Origin of the sequence: Pseudomonas sp. AO-1 (assembly GCF_019775695.1) — a bacterium.
GTDB lineage: Bacteria > Pseudomonadota > Gammaproteobacteria > Pseudomonadales > Pseudomonadaceae > Aquipseudomonas > Aquipseudomonas parakoreensis.
In genome coordinates, this window is sequence record NZ_CP079947.1 from 1,209,211 (window position 1) to 1,229,903 (window position 20,693).

At 56.7% G+C, this 20,693-nt stretch carries 12 protein-coding genes, 2 tRNA genes and 3 rRNA genes; 14 read left to right on the top strand and 3 right to left on the bottom strand.

Annotation, left to right across the window (positions count from 1 at the left end; all coding sequences use genetic code 11):
• Positions 1-124: 124 nt before the first annotated feature.
• From KVQ82_RS05650 to KVQ82_RS05715, 14 genes are all read left to right on the top strand, one after another.
• On the top strand, positions 125-1,849 hold the full coding sequence (locus KVQ82_RS05650) for an acetolactate synthase 3 large subunit (protein WP_041065497.1): 1,725 nt from the start codon (positions 125-127) through the stop codon (positions 1,847-1,849).
• Between the two features lie 2 nt (positions 1,850-1,851).
• Positions 1,852-2,343: an acetolactate synthase small subunit gene (gene ilvN, locus KVQ82_RS05655; RefSeq protein ID WP_003205610.1), complete on the top strand. Its 492-nt coding sequence runs from the start codon at positions 1,852-1,854 to the stop codon at positions 2,341-2,343.
• A 44-nt stretch (positions 2,344-2,387) separates the two neighbouring features.
• A complete protein-coding gene (gene ilvC / locus KVQ82_RS05660) occupies positions 2,388-3,404 on the top strand; it encodes a ketol-acid reductoisomerase (protein ID WP_007959661.1) in 1,017 nt (338 codons plus the stop codon).
• Between the two features lie 146 nt (positions 3,405-3,550).
• Positions 3,551-4,408, top strand: coding sequence for a CDP-diacylglycerol--serine O-phosphatidyltransferase (gene pssA / locus KVQ82_RS05665; protein ID WP_003228213.1), 858 nt, complete (start codon positions 3,551-3,553; stop codon positions 4,406-4,408).
• 63 nt (positions 4,409-4,471) lie between these two features.
• Entirely contained in the window at positions 4,472-5,485 is a 1,014-nt protein-coding gene (msrP, locus tag KVQ82_RS05670) for a protein-methionine-sulfoxide reductase catalytic subunit MsrP (protein WP_121187191.1), read from the top strand.
• A complete protein-coding gene (gene msrQ, locus KVQ82_RS05675; protein WP_108183806.1) occupies positions 5,485-6,096 on the top strand; it encodes a protein-methionine-sulfoxide reductase heme-binding subunit MsrQ in 612 nt (203 codons plus the stop codon). The genes msrP and msrQ overlap by 1 nt, the downstream gene beginning before the upstream one ends.
• 553 nt (positions 6,097-6,649) lie before the next feature.
• Positions 6,650-8,186: ribosomal RNA gene (locus tag KVQ82_RS05680) — 16S ribosomal RNA — on the top strand.
• Positions 8,187-8,267: 81 nt separating this feature from the next.
• Positions 8,268-8,344: transfer RNA gene (locus KVQ82_RS05685), tRNA-Ile, on the top strand.
• Between the two features lie 28 nt (positions 8,345-8,372).
• A tRNA-Ala gene (locus tag KVQ82_RS05690) sits at positions 8,373-8,448 on the top strand.
• A gap of 247 nt (positions 8,449-8,695) precedes the next feature.
• Positions 8,696-11,587: ribosomal RNA gene (locus KVQ82_RS05695) — 23S ribosomal RNA — on the top strand.
• 154 nt (positions 11,588-11,741) lie between these two features.
• Positions 11,742-11,857 (top strand): 5S ribosomal RNA (gene rrf, locus KVQ82_RS05700).
• The 16S, 23S and 5S rRNA genes sit together here with 2 tRNA genes alongside, the layout of an rRNA operon.
• Before the next feature lie 149 nt (positions 11,858-12,006).
• The gene (locus KVQ82_RS05705; protein WP_041074803.1) at positions 12,007-12,666 is read left to right on the top strand and encodes a paraquat-inducible protein A; all 660 of its coding nucleotides are present in this window, start codon (positions 12,007-12,009) and stop codon (positions 12,664-12,666) included.
• The gene (locus KVQ82_RS05710) at positions 12,653-13,276 is read left to right on the top strand and encodes a paraquat-inducible protein A (RefSeq protein ID WP_027612260.1); all 624 of its coding nucleotides are present in this window, start codon (positions 12,653-12,655) and stop codon (positions 13,274-13,276) included. The genes KVQ82_RS05705 and KVQ82_RS05710 overlap by 14 nt, the downstream gene beginning before the upstream one ends.
• Positions 13,269-15,572, top strand: a complete 2,304-nt coding sequence (locus KVQ82_RS05715) for a PqiB family protein (RefSeq protein ID WP_222018348.1) — start codon at positions 13,269-13,271, stop codon at positions 15,570-15,572. The genes KVQ82_RS05710 and KVQ82_RS05715 overlap by 8 nt, the downstream gene beginning before the upstream one ends.
• A 215-nt stretch (positions 15,573-15,787) precedes the next feature.
• Here the strand turns inward: KVQ82_RS05715 and mksF are convergent, their stop codons facing one another.
• Genes mksF through mksB form a run of 3 tightly spaced genes read right to left on the bottom strand, consistent with a single transcriptional unit; the run spans position 15,788 to position 20,596 of the window.
• Entirely contained in the window at positions 15,788-18,628 is a 2,841-nt protein-coding gene (mksF, locus tag KVQ82_RS05720; RefSeq protein ID WP_086791558.1) for an Mks condensin complex protein MksF, read from the bottom strand.
• Positions 18,625-19,326 carry an Mks condensin complex protein MksE gene (mksE, locus tag KVQ82_RS05725; RefSeq protein ID WP_047296552.1) on the bottom strand — a complete coding sequence of 234 codons (702 nt, stop codon included), beginning with the start codon at positions 19,324-19,326 and terminating at the stop codon, positions 18,625-18,627. Before mksE ends, mksF begins: the two co-directional genes overlap by 4 nt.
• A complete protein-coding gene (gene mksB / locus KVQ82_RS05730; protein WP_222018350.1) occupies positions 19,316-20,596 on the bottom strand; it encodes an Mks condensin complex protein MksB in 1,281 nt (426 codons plus the stop codon). Before mksB ends, mksE begins: the two co-directional genes overlap by 11 nt.
• Positions 20,597-20,693: the final 97 nt, after the last annotated feature.

Genomic DNA, 20,693 nt, shown 5'->3' on the forward strand with positions numbered 1-20,693 from the left:
TACTTGCTCAGTCAGTGCTGACGTAGTCGGCGACCACCGTCGCTCATGCTCTGCCGAGAAGTAAACCTATTAAGACCCGCCCCTTTTGTGTGGACGGTATTCTGGCGTTTTAGAGGTGAACAACGTGGAGCTTTTATCTGGCGGTGAGATGCTCGTCCGCTTCTTGCGTGACGAAGGCGTCAAATATATCTACGGGTACCCGGGTGGTGCTCTCCTGCATGTTTACGATGCCCTGTTCAAAGAACCGGAAGTGACCCACATTCTGGTTCGTCACGAACAAGCGGCGACCCATATGGCTGACGGCTACGCCCGTGCCACCGGTAAAGCCGGCGTGGTATTGGTGACATCAGGTCCTGGCGCCACAAACGCCATCACCGGTATTGCCACCGCCTATATGGATTCGATTCCAATGGTGATCATTTCCGGTCAGGTGCCAAGCACCATGGTCGGCACCGACGCGTTCCAGGAAACCGACATGATCGGTATCTCCCGGCCGATCGTGAAGCACAGCTTCATGATCAAGCACGCCTCGGAAATCCCGGAAGTCATGAAGAAGGCGTTCTACCTGGCGCAATCCGGTCGTCCGGGCCCGGTCGTGGTCGATATCCCGAAAGACATGACCAACCCGGCCGAGAAGTTCGAATACGTTTTCCCGAAAAAAGCCAAGCTGCGCTCCTACAGCCCGGCCGTTCGCGGTCACTCCGGGCAAATCCGCAAGGCGGCAGAAATGCTCCTGGCGGCCAAGCGTCCTGTGCTCTATTCCGGTGGCGGCGTGATTCTGGGCAACGGTTCCGCACCGCTGACCGAACTGGCGAAAATGCTCAACCTGCCAGTGACCAACACCTTGATGGGCCTGGGCGGTTTCCCGGGTACCGATCGTCAGTTCATCGGCATGCTCGGCATGCACGGCAGCTACACCGCCAACCTGGCGATGCACCATGCCGACGTGATCCTGGCTGTCGGCGCACGTTTCGATGACCGTGTGATCAACGGCGCGGCGAAGTTCTGCCCGAACGCCAAGATCATCCACATCGATATCGACCCGGCTTCGATCTCCAAGACCATCAAGGCCGACGTGCCAATCGTTGGTCCGGTGGAGAGTGTCCTGACCGAAATGGTCGCGATCCTCAAGGAAATCGGCGAGACCCCGAACAAGGAGTCCGTGGCCAGTTGGTGGAAGCAAGTCGATGAGTGGCGCGGTGATCGCGGCCTGTTCCCTTATGAAAAGGGCGACGGCAGCCTGATCAAGCCGCAGACCGTGATCGAGACCCTGTGCGAAGTGACCAAGGGCGATGCCTTCATCACGTCCGACGTGGGCCAGCACCAGATGTTCGCGGCGCAGTACTACAAGTTCAACAAGCCTAACCGCTGGATCAACTCCGGTGGCCTGGGCACCATGGGCTTCGGTTTCCCGGCGGCCATGGGCATCAAGTTGAGCTTCCCGGATGACGACGTTGCCTGCGTCACCGGCGAAGGCAGCATCCAGATGAACATCCAGGAACTGTCGACCTGCCTGCAATATGGCTTGCCGGTGAAAATCGTCATTCTGAACAACGGTGTTCTGGGGATGGTTCGTCAGTGGCAGGACATGAGCTATGGCAGCCGTCACTCGCACTCTTATATGGAGTCGCTGCCTGACTTCGTCAAACTGGCTGAAGCCTACGGTCACGTCGGCGTGCGCATCACCGATTCGAAGGATTTGAAGTCGAAGATGGAAGAGGCGTTCGCCATGAAAGATCGTCTGGTGGTGATCGATATTTCGGTCGATACCAGCGAGCACGTCTATCCGATGCAGATCAAAGACGGCTCCATGCGCGATATGTGGCTGAGCAAGACGGAGCGTACTTAATCATGCGGCACATTATTTCCCTGCTTCTGGAAAACGAACCCGGCGCTTTGTCTCGCGTAGTCGGCCTGTTCTCGCAGCGCAACTACAACATTGAAAGCCTGACGGTGGCGCCAACCGAAGACCCGACGCTGTCGCGTCTGACGCTGACCACTGTCGGCCACGATGAAATCATCGAGCAGATCACCAAAAACCTGAACAAGCTGATCGAAGTGGTCAAGCTGGTGGACCTGTCGGAAAGCGCTCACATCGAGCGCGAGCTGATGCTGGTCAAGGTCAAGGCCACTGGCGCCCAGCGCGCCGAGATCAAACGCACCACCGATATTTACCGTGGACAGATCGTCGACGTCAGTGCCAGCGTGTATACCGTTCAATTGACCGGTACCAGCGACAAGCTCGACAGCTTCATTCAGTCCATCGGCACCGCATCGATTCTGGAAACCGTCCGTAGCGGCGTGACCGGCATTGCCCGCGGCGACAAAGTACTCAGCATCTAAAATTAGCGAATGGCCTGAACGGCCTGGATATATAGGGGAAATTCATGAAAGTTTTCTACGATAAAGACTGCGACCTGTCGATCATCCAGGGCAAGAAAGTTGCCATCATCGGTTACGGTTCCCAGGGCCACGCCCAGGCATGCAACCTGAAAGACTCCGGTGTCGACGTTACCGTCGGTCTGCGTAAAGGTTCGGCCACTGTTGCCAAAGCCGAAGCCCATGGCCTGAAAGTGACCGACGTGGCTGCTGCTGTTGCCGGCGCCGACCTGGTCATGATCCTGACCCCGGACGAATTCCAGTCTCAGCTGTACAAGAACGAAATCGAGCCGAACATCAAGAAAGGCGCCACCCTGGCCTTCTCCCATGGCTTCGCGATTCACTACAACCAGGTTGTTCCACGTGCCGACCTCGACGTGATCATGATCGCGCCGAAAGCGCCGGGCCACACCGTACGTTCCGAGTTCGTGAAGGGCGGCGGTATCCCTGACCTGATCGCGATCTACCAGGACGCTTCGGGCAACGCCAAAAACGTTGCACTGTCCTACGCCGCTGGCGTGGGTGGCGGTCGTACCGGTATCATCGAAACCACCTTCAAGGACGAGACCGAAACCGACCTGTTCGGCGAACAAGCCGTACTGTGTGGCGGTACCGTTGAACTGGTGAAAGCCGGTTTCGAAACCCTGGTTGAAGCTGGCTACGCGCCGGAAATGGCCTACTTCGAGTGCCTGCACGAACTGAAACTGATCGTTGACCTCATGTACGAAGGCGGTATCGCCAACATGAACTACTCGATCTCCAACAACGCTGAATACGGCGAGTACGTGACCGGTCCGGAAGTGATCAACGCCGAATCCCGTCAGGCCATGCGCAATGCCCTGAAACGTATTCAGGACGGCGAATACGCCAAAATGTTCATCAGCGAAGGCGCAACCGGCTACCCTTCGATGACCGCCAAGCGTCGTAACAACGCCGCTCACGGTATCGAAATCATCGGCGAGCAACTGCGCTCCATGATGCCGTGGATCGGTGCCAACAAGATCGTCGACAAAGCCAAAAACTAAGTCGTCATCCTTGTACGAAAAACGCGGCCTCGGCCGCGTTTTTTCGTTTGAAACCGATGGTTCTGGTATAAAGCTGCATCGTTTGTGGCCGAACCGTCGTCACAGGCACCTGTCGAAACTTTCCAAACCGTTGCAAGGTAATGTCCATGAGCGAACGTCCCGAAGAGCCGAACCAGGCTTCTGACGCCGAAAGCCTGCTGCCCATCGATGAACATGTCGAGGAAGGGCACGACGCAGAAGGTCGTAAAGTCCGGCATCGTGGTATCTATCTGCTGCCGAACCTGTTCACCACTGCGAACCTGTTTGCAGGGTTTTATTCCATCATCAACTCAATGAGTGCCCAGGCTGCCTTGAGCGCCGGGGATTCAGCGAATGCGAGCAAGTATTTTGCCTTTGCCGCGATCGCGATTTTCGTGGCCATGGTGCTCGATGGTCTTGATGGCCGCGTAGCGCGGATGACCAATACGCAAAGTGCCTTCGGTGCCGAGTATGACTCGCTGTCCGACATGGTCGCTTTCGGTGTGGCACCGGCGCTGCTGGCGTTCGGCTGGGCGCTGGGCGACATGGGCAAGGTCGGCTGGATGGTGGCCTTCATCTATGTAGCCGGTGCAGCGCTGCGTCTGGCGCGTTTCAATACTCAGGTCGGTACGGCCGACAAGCGCTACTTCATCGGTCTGGCCAGCCCGGCGGCGGCAGGCGTGGTGGCGGGGATTGTCTGGGCGTTCAGCGATTATGGTATTCAGGGTTCGAAGATGTCGTTCCTGGTCGCTTTGATGGTGGCGGCTGCCGGCATGCTGATGGTCAGCAACATCAAGTACAACAGCTTCAAGGAGCTGGATCTGAAGGGCCGTGTGCCGTTCGTGGCGATCCTCGCCGTGGTGCTGGTGTTCGCTGTGGTGTTCAGCGATCCACCGCGTATTTTGCTGCTGGTGTTCCTCGCCTACGCGGCTTCCGGCCCGGTGCAATACCTGTTGCATCTTCGTCGGCACAAAAACGCCGAGTGATGTAATTTCCCGCATACTCCGCAGTCTATGGGTGCATCTGTCCTCCAAAGCTGCGGAGTTGCCATGCTGATCAAAATCCCCAAAGCGTCCGACTGCCATGAGTCGGATGTCACGCCTGAATCCATTTATCTTTCTCGTCGCCAATTGCTCGGAGCTACTGCGGCCGGTATCGCCGTGAGCAGCCTGCCGCGTTGGGCCAGTGCCGAGGACGCGGCGCGCTATGCTGATGTCGAGCCAGGCAAGGCGCCTGCCTGGTTTGCCGAGAAGCTCCGTTCTACCAAGTGGGGCGCCGTCAACGTCAAGGATGAGGCGATCACGCCTTATAAAGACGCGACCCATTACAACAACTTCTATGAGTTCGGCACCGACAAGGGCGATCCCGCAGCCAATGCCGGCTCGCTGAAAACCGAGCCGTGGAGCGTGGTCGTCGATGGGGAGGTGGGTAAGCCCGGGCGTTACGCGCTGGAAGACTTCATGAAGCCGTACCAGTTGGAGGAGCGTATCTATCGTCTTCGCTGTGTTGAAGCGTGGTCGATGGTCATCCCCTGGATTGGTTTTCCGATTTCCGCGCTGCTCAAGCAGGTCGAGCCGACCTCTAACGCCAAGTACATTCGCTTTGAAACCTTGCAGGATCCCAAGAGCATGCCTGGGCAGCGCTCGGGTTTTGCGTTGATCGACTGGCCGTATGTAGAGGGCTTGCGTCTGGATGAGGCGATGAATCCCTTGGCGATTCTGGCGGTGGGCATGTATGGCCGCGAATTGCCCAATCAGAATGGTGCGCCGCTGCGTCTGGTGGTGCCGTGGAAGTATGGCTTCAAGAGTGTGAAGTCCATTGTGCGGATCAGTCTCGTCAGCGAGCAGCCCAAGACTACCTGGCAGAGCATCGCGGCAGATGAATACGGTTTTTATGCCAACGTGAATCCGACGGTCGATCATCCGCGCTGGACTCAGGCAAGAGAACGGCGTCTGCCGAACAGTTTGTTCAAGCCGAATGTACGTGATACCCAGATGTTCAACGGCTACTCGGATGAAGTCGCTTCTTTATATACAGGGCTCGATCTGCGGAAGAACTACTGATGCGATATCCGTTTTGGCGTGTAGGCGTTTTCATTGCGGCGGCAATCTGGCCACTGCTTTGGTTTTATCAGGCGTTCGCCGATTTGCTCGGTCCGGATCCCGGCAAGGTTCTGGTTGATCGACTGGGACTGGGGACGCTGGTATTGCTGCTGATCACGTTGAGCATGACGCCGTTGCAGAAATTGACGGGGTGGGCGGGCTGGATTGCTGTGCGCCGTCAGTTGGGGCTCTGGTGTTTTACTTATGTGGTTCTACACCTGTTCAGCTATATGGCGTTCATTCTTGGTTTCGACTGGTCACAGTTGGGCGTGGAGTTGCGTAAGCGGCCGTACATTATTGTGGGTACGCTGGGTTTTCTTGGATTGTTGGCACTGGCAGTAACCTCCAATCGTTATAGTCAGCGTCGTTTGGGTGTGCGCTGGAAGAAACTGCATCGGGTGGTGTACGTGATTCTGGGGCTGGGATTGCTGCACATGTTATGGATTGTGCGGGCTGATCTTAAGGAGTGGGTGATCTATGCCTTTGTGGGTGCAGCGCTTTTGCTGCTGCGAGTGCCTGCCGTTGCGCGTCGAATTCCGCGCTTGCTGACTAAAAAGCAGGTTTTGCAATAAAACTGAAATTAACGGTTGACGGCAGATTCTGGAGGTCTATAATTCGCCCCACTTCCGGCGCAGTCGAAACGGAAAACTCCTTGAGATTCAATGAGTTGCGCGGTTTTCGACAGTGGGTCGCTTCAGCTCATCGAGGCCTGGAAGGAGTTGAAAGAGCGGTGATGTTTGGCTCTTTTGACGGTTCGATCTTCTCGGTCGAAAGCGGTGAAAAAGAGGTGTTGACAGCAGCGTGTAACGCTGTAGAATTCGCCTCCCGCTAACGAGAGATCGGAAGCGCAAGTGGTTGAAGTTGTTGAAGAATTCTTCGAAAACTTCTGAAAATAATCACTTGACAGCAAATGAGGCTGCTGTAGAATGCGCGCCTCGGTTGAGATGAAAGATCTTAACCAACCGCTCTTTAACAACTGAATCAAGCAATTCGTGTGGGTGCTTGTGGAGTCAGGCTGATAGTCAACAAGATTATCAGCATCACAAGTTACTCCGCGAGAAATCAAAGATGTAACCAACGATTGCTGAGCCAAGTTTAGGGTTTCTTAAAAACCCAAAGATGTTTGAACTGAAGAGTTTGATCATGGCTCAGATTGAACGCTGGCGGCAGGCCTAACACATGCAAGTCGAGCGGATGAAAGGAGCTTGCTCCTGGATTCAGCGGCGGACGGGTGAGTAATGCCTAGGAATCTGCCTGGTAGTGGGGGACAACGTTTCGAAAGGAACGCTAATACCGCATACGTCCTACGGGAGAAAGCAGGGGACCTTCGGGCCTTGCGCTATCAGATGAGCCTAGGTCGGATTAGCTAGTTGGTGAGGTAATGGCTCACCAAGGCGACGATCCGTAACTGGTCTGAGAGGATGATCAGTCACACTGGAACTGAGACACGGTCCAGACTCCTACGGGAGGCAGCAGTGGGGAATATTGGACAATGGGCGAAAGCCTGATCCAGCCATGCCGCGTGTGTGAAGAAGGTCTTCGGATTGTAAAGCACTTTAAGTTGGGAGGAAGGGTTGTAGATTAATACTCTGCAATTTTGACGTTACCGACAGAATAAGCACCGGCTAACTCTGTGCCAGCAGCCGCGGTAATACAGAGGGTGCAAGCGTTAATCGGAATTACTGGGCGTAAAGCGCGCGTAGGTGGTTTGTTAAGTTGGATGTGAAATCCCCGGGCTCAACCTGGGAACTGCATCCAAAACTGGCAAGCTAGAGTATGGTAGAGGGTGGTGGAATTTCCTGTGTAGCGGTGAAATGCGTAGATATAGGAAGGAACACCAGTGGCGAAGGCGACCACCTGGACTGATACTGACACTGAGGTGCGAAAGCGTGGGGAGCAAACAGGATTAGATACCCTGGTAGTCCACGCCGTAAACGATGTCAACTAGCCGTTGGGAGCCTTGAGCTCTTAGTGGCGCAGCTAACGCATTAAGTTGACCGCCTGGGGAGTACGGCCGCAAGGTTAAAACTCAAATGAATTGACGGGGGCCCGCACAAGCGGTGGAGCATGTGGTTTAATTCGAAGCAACGCGAAGAACCTTACCAGGCCTTGACATCCAATGAACTTTCCAGAGATGGATTGGTGCCTTCGGGAACATTGAGACAGGTGCTGCATGGCTGTCGTCAGCTCGTGTCGTGAGATGTTGGGTTAAGTCCCGTAACGAGCGCAACCCTTGTCCTTAGTTACCAGCACGTTATGGTGGGCACTCTAAGGAGACTGCCGGTGACAAACCGGAGGAAGGTGGGGATGACGTCAAGTCATCATGGCCCTTACGGCCTGGGCTACACACGTGCTACAATGGTCGGTACAGAGGGTTGCCAAGCCGCGAGGTGGAGCTAATCCCACAAAACCGATCGTAGTCCGGATCGCAGTCTGCAACTCGACTGCGTGAAGTCGGAATCGCTAGTAATCGCGAATCAGAATGTCGCGGTGAATACGTTCCCGGGCCTTGTACACACCGCCCGTCACACCATGGGAGTGGGTTGCACCAGAAGTAGCTAGTCTAACCTTCGGGAGGACGGTTACCACGGTGTGATTCATGACTGGGGTGAAGTCGTAACAAGGTAGCCGTAGGGGAACCTGCGGCTGGATCACCTCCTTAATCGACGACGTCAGCTGCTCCATAAGTTCCCACACGAATTGCTTGATTCATTGAAGAAGACGATAGAAGCAGCCCGAAATTGGGTCTGTAGCTCAGTTGGTTAGAGCGCACCCCTGATAAGGGTGAGGTCGGCAGTTCGAATCTGCCCAGACCCACCAATTTTTGTGTGGGAACCTGTAGAAATACGGGGCCATAGCTCAGCTGGGAGAGCGCCTGCCTTGCACGCAGGAGGTCAGCGGTTCGATCCCGCTTGGCTCCACCACCACTGCTTCTGAAGTTTGAAAGCTTAGAAATGAGCATTCCATCGCTGTGATGGTGAATGCTGATTTCTAGTCTTTTGATTAGATCGTTCTTTAAAAATTTGGGTATGTGATAGAAAGATAGACTGAACGTTACTTTCACTGGTAACGGATCAGGCTAAGGTAAAATTTGTGAGTGACTCTTAAGAGTTTTGCGAATTTTCGGCGAATGTCGTCTTCACAGTATAACCAGATTGCTTGGGGTTATATGGTCAAGTGAAGAAGCGCATACGGTGGATGCCTTGGCAGTCAGAGGCGATGAAAGACGTGGTAGCCTGCGAAAAGCTTCGGGGAGTCGGCAAACAGACTTTGATCCGGAGATGTCTGAATGGGGGAACCCAGCCATCACAAGATGGTTATCTTGTACTGAATACATAGGTGCAAGAAGCGAACCAGGGGAACTGAAACATCTAAGTACCCTGAGGAAAAGAAATCAACCGAGATTCCCTTAGTAGTGGCGAGCGAACGGGGACTAGCCCTTAAGTGGCTTTGAGATTAGCGGAACGCTCTGGAAAGTGCGGCCATAGTGGGTGATAGCCCTGTACGCGAAAGTCTCTTAGTCATGAAATCGAGTAGGACGGAGCACGAGAAACTTTGTCTGAATATGGGGGGACCATCCTCCAAGGCTAAATACTACTGACTGACCGATAGTGAACTAGTACCGTGAGGGAAAGGCGAAAAGAACCCCGGAGAGGGGAGTGAAATAGATCCTGAAACCGTATGCGTACAAGCAGTGGGAGCAGACTTTGTTCTGTGACTGCGTACCTTTTGTATAATGGGTCAGCGACTTATTTTCAGTGGCGAGCTTAACCGAATAGGGGAGGCGTAGCGAAAGCGAGTCTTAATAGGGCGTCTAGTCGCTGGGAATAGACCCGAAACCGGGCGATCTATCCATGGGCAGGTTGAAGGTTAGGTAACACTGACTGGAGGACCGAACCGACTACCGTTGAAAAGTTAGCGGATGACCTGTGGATCGGAGTGAAAGGCTAATCAAGCTCGGAGATAGCTGGTTCTCCTCGAAAGCTATTTAGGTAGCGCCTCATGTATCACTGTAGGGGGTAGAGCACTGTTTCGGCTAGGGGGTCATCCCGACTTACCAAACCGATGCAAACTCCGAATACCTACAAGTGCCGAGCATGGGAGACACACGGCGGGTGCTAACGTCCGTCGTGAAAAGGGAAACAACCCAGACCGTCAGCTAAGGTCCCAAAGTTATGGTTAAGTGGGAAACGATGTGGGAAGGCTTAGACAGCTAGGAGGTTGGCTTAGAAGCAGCCACCCTTTAAAGAAAGCGTAATAGCTCACTAGTCGAGTCGGCCTGCGCGGAAGATGTAACGGGGCTCAAACCATACACCGAAGCTACGGGTATCACGTAAGTGATGCGGTAGAGGAGCGTTCTGTAAGCCTGTGAAGGTGAGTTGAGAAGCTTGCTGGAGGTATCAGAAGTGCGAATGCTGACATGAGTAACGACAATGGGTGTGAAAAACACCCACGCCGAAAGACCAAGGTTTCCTGCGCAACGTTAATCGACGCAGGGTTAGTCGGTCCCTAAGGCGAGGCTGAAAAGCGTAGTCGATGGAAAACAGGTTAATATTCCTGTACTTCTGGTTATTGCGATGGAGGGACGGAGAAGGCTAGGCCAGCTTGGCGTTGGTTGTCCAAGTTTAAGGTGGTAGGCTGAGATCTTAGGTAAATCCGGGATCTTAAGGCCGAGAGCTGATGACGAGTTACCTTTCAGGTGACGAAGTGGTTGATGCCATGCTTCCAAGAAAAGCTTCTAAGCTTCAGATAACCAGGAACCGTACCCCAAACCGACACAGGTGGTTGGGTAGAGAATACCAAGGCGCTTGAGAGAACTCGGGTGAAGGAACTAGGCAAAATGGCACCGTAACTTCGGGAGAAGGTGCGCCGGTGAGGGTGAAGGACTTGCTCCGTAAGCTCATGCCGGTCGAAGATACCAGGCCGCTGCGACTGTTTATTAAAAACACAGCACTCTGCAAACACGAAAGTGGACGTATAGGGTGTGACGCCTGCCCGGTGCCGGAAGGTTAATTGATGGGGTTAGCTAACGCGAAGCTCTTGATCGAAGCCCCGGTAAACGGCGGCCGTAACTATAACGGTCCTAAGGTAGCGAAATTCCTTGTCGGGTAAGTTCCGACCTGCACGAATGGCGTAACGATGGCGGCGCTGTCTCCACCCGAGACTCAGTGAAATTGAAATCGCTGTGAAGATGCAGTGTATCCGCGGCTAGACGGAAAGACCCCGTGAACCTTTACTATAGCTTTGCACTGGACTTTGAATTTGCTTGTGTAGGATAGGTGGGAGGCTTTGAAGCGTGGACGCCAGTTCGCGTGGAGCCATCCTTGAAATACCACCCTGGCAACTTTGAGGTTCTAACTCAGGTCCGTTATCCGGATCGAGGACAGTGTATGGTGGGTAGTTTGACTGGGGCGGTCTCCTCCTAAAGAGTAACGGAGGAGTACGAAGGTGCGCTCAGACCGGTCGGAAATCGGTCGTAGAGTATAAAGGCAAAAGCGCGCTTGACTGCGAGACAGACACGTCGAGCAGGTACGAAAGTAGGTCTTAGTGATCCGGTGGTTCTGTATGGAAGGGCCATCGCTCAACGGATAAAAGGTACTCCGGGGATAACAGGCTGATACCGCCCAAGAGTTCATATCGACGGCGGTGTTTGGCACCTCGATGTCGGCTCATCACATCCTGGGGCTGAAGCCGGTCCCAAGGGTATGGCTGTTCGCCATTTAAAGTGGTACGCGAGCTGGGTTTAGAACGTCGTGAGACAGTTCGGTCCCTATCTGCCGTGGACGTTTGAGATTTGAGAGGGGCTGCTCCTAGTACGAGAGGACCGGAGTGGACGAACCTCTGGTGTTCCGGTTGTCACGCCAGTGGCATTGCCGGGTAGCTATGTTCGGGAAAGATAACCGCTGAAAGCATCTAAGCGGGAAACTTGCCTCAAGATGAGATCTCACTGGAACCTTGAGTTCCCTGAAGGGCCGTCGAAGACTACGACGTTGATAGGTTGGGTGTGTAAGCGCTGTGAGGCGTTGAGCTAACCAATACTAATTGCCCGTGAGGCTTGACCATATAACACCCAAGCAATTTGAATGCTCGAAAGAGACCAGATTGCGGTGTGTGAAGACGCAATGAACCGAAAGTTCGCGCTGCTCACAAAGCACCTGTATCACATACCCGATTTGCTGAAGCGAGGCCAGCCGGTCACGAGTCAGTACCCGAATTTCTTGACGACCATAGAGCGTTGGAACCACCTGATCCCATCCCGAACTCAGAAGTGAAACGATGCATCGCCGATGGTAGTGTGGGGTTTCCCCATGTGAGAGTAGGTCATCGTCAAGATTAAATTCCGAAACCCCAATTGCGAAAGCAGTTGGGGTTTTGTTTTGTCCGCAGGAAAGTATTTTTACTTAGGCAGCGAACAATTTTGCACAGTTATTTTCGAATCAGAACACTAGAATAGCCCCATCTTTTTCGGAGCCAGAGCCTTTATGTCAGATCCGGTTGACGCCTCAGGGCTGTCAGATTTACCGCTGGAAGACCTGGTGGCCTGTCACGAGTGCGACCTGCTGATGCGCAAGCCCAAGCTTGCCCATGGTGAGAAAGCGCTCTGCCCGCGCTGCGGTTACGAGTTGTACGCCCACCGCCATAACGTGGTGCAGCGCAGCCTTGCCCTGGTGATCGCAGCATTATTGCTGTACATCCCGGCAAACTTTTTACCCATCATGCAACTCAATATTCTCGGACAATCTTCGCAGGATACGGTCTGGAGCGGCGTGCTCGGCTTGTTCAATACGGACATGCAGGGCGTTTCGATCGTTGTATTCCTGTGCAGTATGGCTATTCCGTTGCTGAAGTTGCTGTGCCAGTTATTCGTTTTGCTGACGATTCGATTCAACGTCGGACGCAGTTACGGCTTATTGCTCTACCGCATTTATCACCACCTCAAAGACTGGGGAATGCTCGAGGTCTACCTCATGGGCGTCCTCGTGGCGATCGTCAAACTGGCGGACATGGCGGCCATCACCGTCGGCCTCGGTCTGGCGTGTTTCATCGGTTTGTTGTTGGTTCAGGTCTGGCTGGAAGTGGTGATGTCACCGCATCAGATCTGGCAGGCGTTATCAGGAGAGGATGCCCATGCGGGCGATTGATGCGGGCATTCTGATCTGTACCGAATGCCATGAATTGAACAAACGGGATGCGGACACCGACGAGCAGACCTGCACCCGATGCGGCGCGCTGGTTCACGCTCGTCGTCCGAACAGTCTGGCCCGAACCTGGGCCCTGCTGATCACGGCTGCGATTATCTACATTCCGGCCAATGTGTTGCCGATCATGACCGTTAGCTCGCTGGGTCAGGGCGACCCCAGCACGATCATGTCCGGGGTCATCCAGTTGGTGCAGCACGGCATGATCCCGATTGCCGCAGTGGTGTTCATCGCCAGTATTCTGGTGCCGACGTTTAAACTGGTCGGTATCGCGCTGTTGCTGTTTTCTGTACAGCGCCGCCAGCCATTGTCTGCACGGCAGCGCATCTGGATGTACCGCTTCATTGAGTTCATCGGTCGCTGGTCGATGCTCGACATCTTTGTGATCGCCATTCTGGTGGCGGTCGTCAACTTCGGCCGGCTTGCCAGTGTCGAAGCCAATCTTGGCGCCATCGCTTTCGCCAGTGTGGTGATTTTGACGATGCTTGCCGCAGTAACTTTCGATCCCCGACTGATTTGGGATAACACGGAGTCGGACGACGACCATGACTGATTTGCCTGTAGCGAAAACCCGACCGGCCTCCAACTGGTCTGCCATCTGGGTACTGCCCCTGATCGCCCTGATCATCGGCGGCTGGCTTGGCTGGCGTGCCTATAACGAAACCGGTATCGAGATTCAGGTTCGCTTCGAAAGCGGTGAAGGCATCCAGGCCAACAAGACCGAGGTCATGTACAAAGGCATGTCGGTCGGTAAGGTGAAGACGCTCAAGCTCGACGACGAAGGCAATTCCAAAGGCGTGATCGCCACTGTGGAGATGAACAAGGACGTCGAACAATACCTCAAGACCAGCACCCGCTTCTGGTTGGTGAAACCAAGCGTCACCCTGGCTGGCATCACAGGACTGGAAACACTGGTCTCGGGGAACTACGTGGCCATCAGTCCCGGCGAAGGCGAGCCGACCCGCAAGTTCAAGGCCCTGGCTGAAGAGCCGCCCTTGTCCGATTCCAAGCCGGGTCTGCACTTGACCATCAAGGCCGATCGCCTCGGTTCGCTGAATCGCGGCAGCCCGGTGTTCTACAAGCAGATTAAAGTCGGTCAGATCAAAAGCTACGTGCTGTCTGAAGACCAGAGCACCGTTGAACTCAAAGTGTTCATCGAACCGACTTACGCCAAACTGGTGCGCAAACACACGCGTTTCTGGAATGCCAGCGGCATCAGTATCGACGCCAATCTGTCGGGTGTGAAAGTGCGCAGCGAGTCCCTGGCGAGCATTGTCGCCGGCGGTATCGCCTTTGCCACACCGGAGAATCGCAAGGACAGCCCACCCACTGATCCAAGCCTGCCTTTCCGTTTGTATGAGGACTTCGACGCCGCCGCTGCCGGTATTCGGGTGAAGGTCAAACTCAGTGACTTTGAAGGCCTGCAGGCCGGCCGCACGCCGGTGATGTACAAAGGCATTCAGGTCGGCAACCTGAAAGCGTTGAAAATCGATCCGGATCTCAACAGCGCCACGGCCGAACTGACGCTGGATCCTCTGGCCGAAGACTACCTGGTCGAAGGCACGCAGTTCTGGGTGGTTAAACCGTCGATTTCCCTGGCCGGTATTACCGGGCTCGAAGCGTTGGTAAAAGGCAACTACATCGCCGTGCGCCCGGGCGACAAAGGTGCTGCGCCGAAACGCGAATTCGAGGCACGGCCAAAAGCACCGCCACTGGATCTGCGCGCCCCGGGCCTGCACCTGGTGCTGTTCACCGATGTTCTCGGTTCGATCGAAGTCGGCAGTCCGATTCTGTACAAACAGGTCAAGGTTGGCTCGGTCCAGAGCTATCAGTTCTCCAAGACCAAAAAACAAATCGTCATTGGCGTGCATATCGAGAAGGAGTACGAAAATCTGGTCAACGCGTCGACACGCTTCTGGAATGTCAGCGGCATCACCCTCACCGGTGGTCTGACGGGCGGGATTCAAGTGAAGAGCGAGTCGTTGCAGACATTGATGGCCGGCGGTATCGCTTTCGAAACGCCGCAAGCCAAGGCGCCGCTGCAGAAGCGTATTCCACGCTTCCGTCTGTTCGCCAACCATGACGAGGCCAACCAGAAAGGCACGCTGGTGACGATCAAGGTCGACCGCGCCGATGGTTTGCGCCCGGGCACACCGATTCGTTTCAAAGGGCTGGATGTCGGCAAGATTGAAGACGTCGATCTGACCGCCGATCTGCAAGCCGTGATGATTACCGCGCGGATCACCGAAGTACCGGAGCGCATTGCGCGGGTCGGCAGTCAGTTCTGGGTGGTCAAGCCGGAGTTGGGACTGATCAAGACCCAGAACCTGGAGACGCTGGTCACCGGGCAATATGTGGAGGTGCAGCCGGCGGCGAAAAATCTCGGCCCGCAGAAGAACTTCGTTGCGCTGGCCAGTCCGCCGGAAGTGAGCAAGCAGGAGGCTGGCTTGAGTCTGGTGTTGAGCGCCGCGCGGCGTGGCTCGCTGAAACCGGGCGTGCCCGTGACCTACCGCGAAATCACCGTGGGCAAGGTCACCGGTTATGAACTGGGCCAGACGGCCGACCGGGTGTTGGTGCACATTCTGATCGAGCCTAAATACGCGCCGTTGGTGCGCAGCGGCAGCCGATTCTGGAACACCAGCGGCGTCGGTTTCGACATCGGCTTGTTCAATGGTCTGACAGTGCGCACAGAGTCGCTGGAGACGGCGATTCAGGGAGGCATCGCCTTCGCCACGCCGGACGGTGAGCGCATGGGCAGCCCGGCACGGCCTGAGCAGACGTTCCCGCTGTTCGACAAGTTCGAGGATGAGTGGCTGACCTGGGCGCCGAAGATTTCGCTCGGTAAATAATTCTGAGTTGAGGTGGCGTCTACAAAGACGCCATCGCTGGCAAGCCAGCTCCCACAGGGTTTCATGTCGTATACAGAATGTGTGTTCAACGCAAAAACCTGTGGGAGCTGGCTTGCCAGCGATGAGGTCCTCCTATTCAGCACAAACCCAAAGCCATGAAAAAGGGCCGCGATCCCAACAGATCGCGGCCCTTTTTGGTTTTCAGCTAAAGCAGATCAAACCTCATCCAGCTCCGGCTCATCGGCTTGCACATTGACGGTGGCCTTCACCACATCATGCCGGCGGATGTACTTCCAGTCCGCCTCGTCGATGTAGATCCCCGCCGGGCCGCTGCCGCCTTCCAGGTCGATGGCGACGCTGGCGCAGACTTGCGGCTTCACACTCGCCAGAATCGGCACAAAGCCCAATTGCAGGCTGGTTTCCAGCAGCGCGGCCTGGTTCTTCTCGTCGATGTCTGCGGCCTCGTCGAGGTAGTACGGCAGGCGCACGCGACCGGCCAGGTCGCGATCCATCAAGTGCAGCAACAAGTACATGTTGGTCAGCGCCTTGATGGTCATGGTGGTGCCGTTGGAGGCCGCGCCGTCGATGTCGGTGTGAATCACCGGCTGACCGTTGACCTTGGTGATCTCGAACGCCAGTTCGAACAAGTCCTTGAGGCCGAGCTGGTTGTGGTTCGCCGCCACCAGCCGTGCGAGGTATTCCTTGGCCTCTTCGTTCTTGTTGTCCTGTTCGGCGCTCTGGCTCAGATCGAACACCGACAGGGTTTCGCCTTCTTCGTACTGACCGGCGCTGTGGATAATCTGGTCGATGTGCTTGAGTGCTTCCTTGTTCGGCGCGAGGACGATGCGGAAGCTCTGCAGGTTGGACACCTGACGCTTGTTGATCTCGCGGTTGAACAGCGCCAGTTGATGCTCGAGGCTGTCGTAGTCGCTGCGAATGTTGCGCAGGGTCCGGGCGATGTCGGTGACCGCCGCACGCCGCGCCTTGCCCAACGTCAGGGCCTCGTCGGTGCGGTGCGCGTAAGCGTTGATCAGCAACGACAGACGGCGCTCCATGTCGTCTTCGCTGTCGAACTTGGCCACGCCTTTCAGACGCACTTGCGCGTACAGCGCTTCGATCTGTCCGTCGGCGCGCAGCAGACCCTGCCAGCTGTCCTGATAGTCATTGAGCAGCGGCAGCAGGTTGTCCATCGAATCGTCGACCGGATCCATGAACGGCGTACCGAATGGCAGATCCGCCGGCAGCAGCTGACGACGGCGCAGGGCGTCGTCGAGCGTGCGCTGCTTGGCTTCCATGTCGGCGATCTGCCGGCCGACCAGTTGCAGCTTGGCCGACAGTTGCTGGACGCGCTCGGTGAACGCATCGCTGGAGCGCTTGAGTTCGTCCTGCGCGGCTTCCATCTGCGCCAGTTGCTCAAGCTTGTCGCCTTCTTCGGCGCTCAGCGTTTGAGTGCGACGGAAATCTTCCAGGGCTTTCTGCGCATCCAGCACTTGCTGGTACAGCGCTTCGGTCTGGGTCTTGCTCGCGGCGCGGTCGGCGGCCACGGCTTGCTGAGTCTTGAGCTGCTTGAGCTCTTTTTCCAGACGCTCTTTCTGGTCACGCAGCGCGGCGCGGTCGGCCAGCGCTTGCAGAGCCGGCGGCTCAATGTGCGAGATGTCGATCGACAGCCCCGGCACTTCGAAACGCTCGCCCTTGAAGCCATCGAGGATCAGCTCGACCGATTTGACCCACTCGCCGTCTTCGTCGAGGGTGATGCCATGTTCGCCCAGCGGCAGGCTGAACAGCGCGCTGTTGAACAGGCGCATCAGGCGCTCGACGTCCTGTTGTGAGAATTCTTCACGCAGGCGGGCGTAGCTGTTGTTGTCGGCGTGATCGAGTTGCTGTTTCACCGACTTCAGACGTTTTTCCAGGTCGCGCAGACGCTCTTCCAGATCCTCGGCGCTGAACTGTCGTGACTGTGCCAGCGCACCAGCCAGTTCGTCGTGGGCGTCCTTGGCCGCGAGCAGTTGTTGCTCCAGCACTTTGACGTCATCGACCAGCGCAAAGCGGTTCTTCAGCACCGACAACTCGCCGAGCCAGCGCTGAATGCCGGAGATTTCCCGCTCCAGGCGCATCAGCTCCTGGGTGCCGCCACGCTGGTCGTTTTGCAGGTCGTCCTGCTCGCGACGGTAGTGTTCGGCCTGAATCGTCAGTTCTTCCTTGCGTGCATTGGCGTAGTCCGACCAAGTGCCGAGCAACGAGTCGAGCAGCGGCGACAGGCGATGCAGTTTGCCGCGCAACACGTCACGCTGTTTCACGCCGTTGGCCAAGGCCTCGACCAATGGGCCGGCGGCGACCAGCGAGTTGTAGTCCTGCTCCATCCGGCGCACATCGCGGAAGGCTTCTTCGCACGCAGCAATGTAGTCGACGCTGCCGGAACGCAGGCTGTGCTCGAAGGCATCGAGGAACAGTTGCTTCAACTTGGCCGCAGTGATTTCGCGCATGTGCAGCAGGTTGATGAACAGCGCGCGGAAGGTCTTCAGGCTCTGCTCGCTGGTGGAGCGCAGCGGAATCAGCGTCAGGTCGAGCGGGATAGAGGTGTGCCCGCCCACCAGCAAACGACGCAGTTCGTCCGGCTTGAGTTCGTAGGCTTTCAGGCCTTCTTTCTCAAGGTTGCTGAACAGTTCCTTCTGACGCAGGCAGGTGTCGTTTTTCTGGTAATGCGCCAGATCGAGCTTGCCGGCGTAGGCGAAGAACTGGTGACCGAAACCACCGCCCGGGCCACGGCCGACCACGCCGATCACGTGCGAGCCGTGAGGCAGATTGACTTCGACGAGGATGTAACTGGTGTCGGAGGCAAAGTAGAAGCGCCGCGATTGTTCCAGGCTGTACTTGCCGAAACTCATGTCCGACATGCGCGCCAGAATCGGGAACTGCAAGGCGTTGATCGAGGCGGATTTGCCGAGGTTGTTCGCGCCGTAAACCGACAGCGGTTCTTCCAGCGGAAACAGGCCGAGGCTGTAACCGGCGGTGTTCAAAAGGGCAAAGCGGCGAATGCCGTAGCGTTCCTGGCTCATGCGTCGGACTCCTGTTCTTCGGCAATGGCGCGGGCCAGTGCGTCTTCTTCGCTTTCTTCTTCGAATTCGGACAGATCAAGCGGATCGTCGGTCTCGAGGAATCTGGCTTCGGCTTCTTCGTCGATCAGCACCGGTGCTGGCAGCGGCAGCACGCTGTGCACGCTGGCCGCCAGATCGCGGTCCTGCTGCACCGACAGGCACACGTCGAGGAAACGGTGCATCGGCGGCAGGAAGCGGTACACGCCGTTTTCTTCGCTGGCGAAACCGAGCTGGGTCATGCGACGCATGATCTTTTCTTCGAGTTCTTCGACGGTCTGCACTTCGGCCTGGATGAACAGGTCGCGGTATTTGTCCAGCAGCGACGGCAGTTCTTCACGGCCGAGGCTGCCACCGTCGAGCACGGCGATCGGGTCGCGGCCCTGATCGGCCAGGTGCTCGACGAGGATGAAGGTGAACAGCGCCAGGCGCTGAGCGGTCTTGTTCACCGCCGCAGCGGCCATGTCCGGCACGAAGTAGTAGAAGCCACGGGTGTCGCAGACCAGCTCGAACCCCAGCGCCTTGAACAGCGTGCGGTATTGATCCTGGAAGTTCGACAGTTGCGCGTACAGTTCCGGGTCGCGGCGGCTGACGTGGTAGCCCTTGAACAGCTCACGGAAGATCGGCGCCAGTTGGGACAGTTCGGATAGATCAAGATGCATTGGGGATGCTCGCAGAATCCTCGGCGGCGGAGTCGCGGGCCGAGAGCAGGGCGAAGGAGCGCAGGCTGACCTGGTGCTCGTGAGTGTGGTATTCGCGGCGTTCCAGACGCTCGCGGGTGAAGCGTTTTTCCCGCGACAGGCGCGAGAACCAGTAGAGCAATTCGTCGGTGGCGCCGTCCGGTTCCTGCTCCAGCAACCAGGTCATCAGATCCGGCATCGGCAGGGACTGTTCGCAACGCTCGACCATCTCGCGCACGGTGCGCGGTGCTCGCGGCGCATCGCCGGATTTCTGGGTCTTGTGCGCCTTGGGGAAACGCGCCGGTTTCGGCTCGAAACGCGCCAGGGCGTAGACGTAGGCTTCGACCTGACTGGCGCTGCCGAGGAAGGTGCTTTGCGGCCGGGTGAACAGCGGCATCGCCGCCTGCGGCACGGCATCGATGCCTTTGCGGCGGATCGCCGCCAGCGCCAGCGCGGCGCCACGGGTCACGGCGTTGTGTCGGCGCGCTTCTTCCCGCAGCGGCAGCAGCAGTTCGCGGGCATGACGCAGGGTCAGCTGGGCACTGGTCTGCATTTCGAGGATGCGCGCGTGGGTGCGCAGCAGCATGTCGTCATCGACCAGGTGGCCGAGGCGCTGCTGTTCGCTGAGCATTTTCAGCAGCACGGTTTCGACCTTGCGCACGCCTTGCTCGAAGGCACCGTCGGCGTTCACCAGGTCGATCATCGGCTCAACGTATTCGTCCCAGGTCGCCAGCACTTCGGCGTATCGCTGACGCAGCGGAATCTGTCGGTCGCTGGTCTTGGCCCGTTCGGCCACGGCCACCAGCGCCTGTTCGTCGTTGTCGAGTTTCTTCAGCACATCGCGTACGCGCATGTCGAGCAAACGCAGCTGACGGGCGAGGTCGTTGCCGTCGCGCACGTCGAACGCGTCCTGAATGTAGCCGGCCAGCCGTTCGAGGTGGCGCAGATAGGCTTCGATTTCCAGGCACAGGCCCAGCCGGTGTTCACGGCGCAGGTAGGCAAGGAAGTCGTGAATTTGCGCGTTGAGCTCGAAACGGTTCGGGCTTTTCGCCACGGGGACCAGAATGTCGAGGCGAATCCACACGTCGAGCAGGCTGGTGATGTCCTGCGGCGTACTGTCCAGTTGTTGGGCGGCCAGTTGCGTGCGCAGTTCGTTGAGGCTCAGGGTGCCTTGGTCGAAGTGCTCGCACAGTGGCTCAAGAAGTGCCCAGTGTTCAGCGAGGGCGCGCAAGACGCGCTTGGGTTCGATCATCGGAATGGCCGGCTGGTTGGCGATTAAAAGCCGCGATTGTACTGCATCAGGAGGGATGCGATTCACTCTCGGGACGGGCTGTCGCATTTTCTAAGGG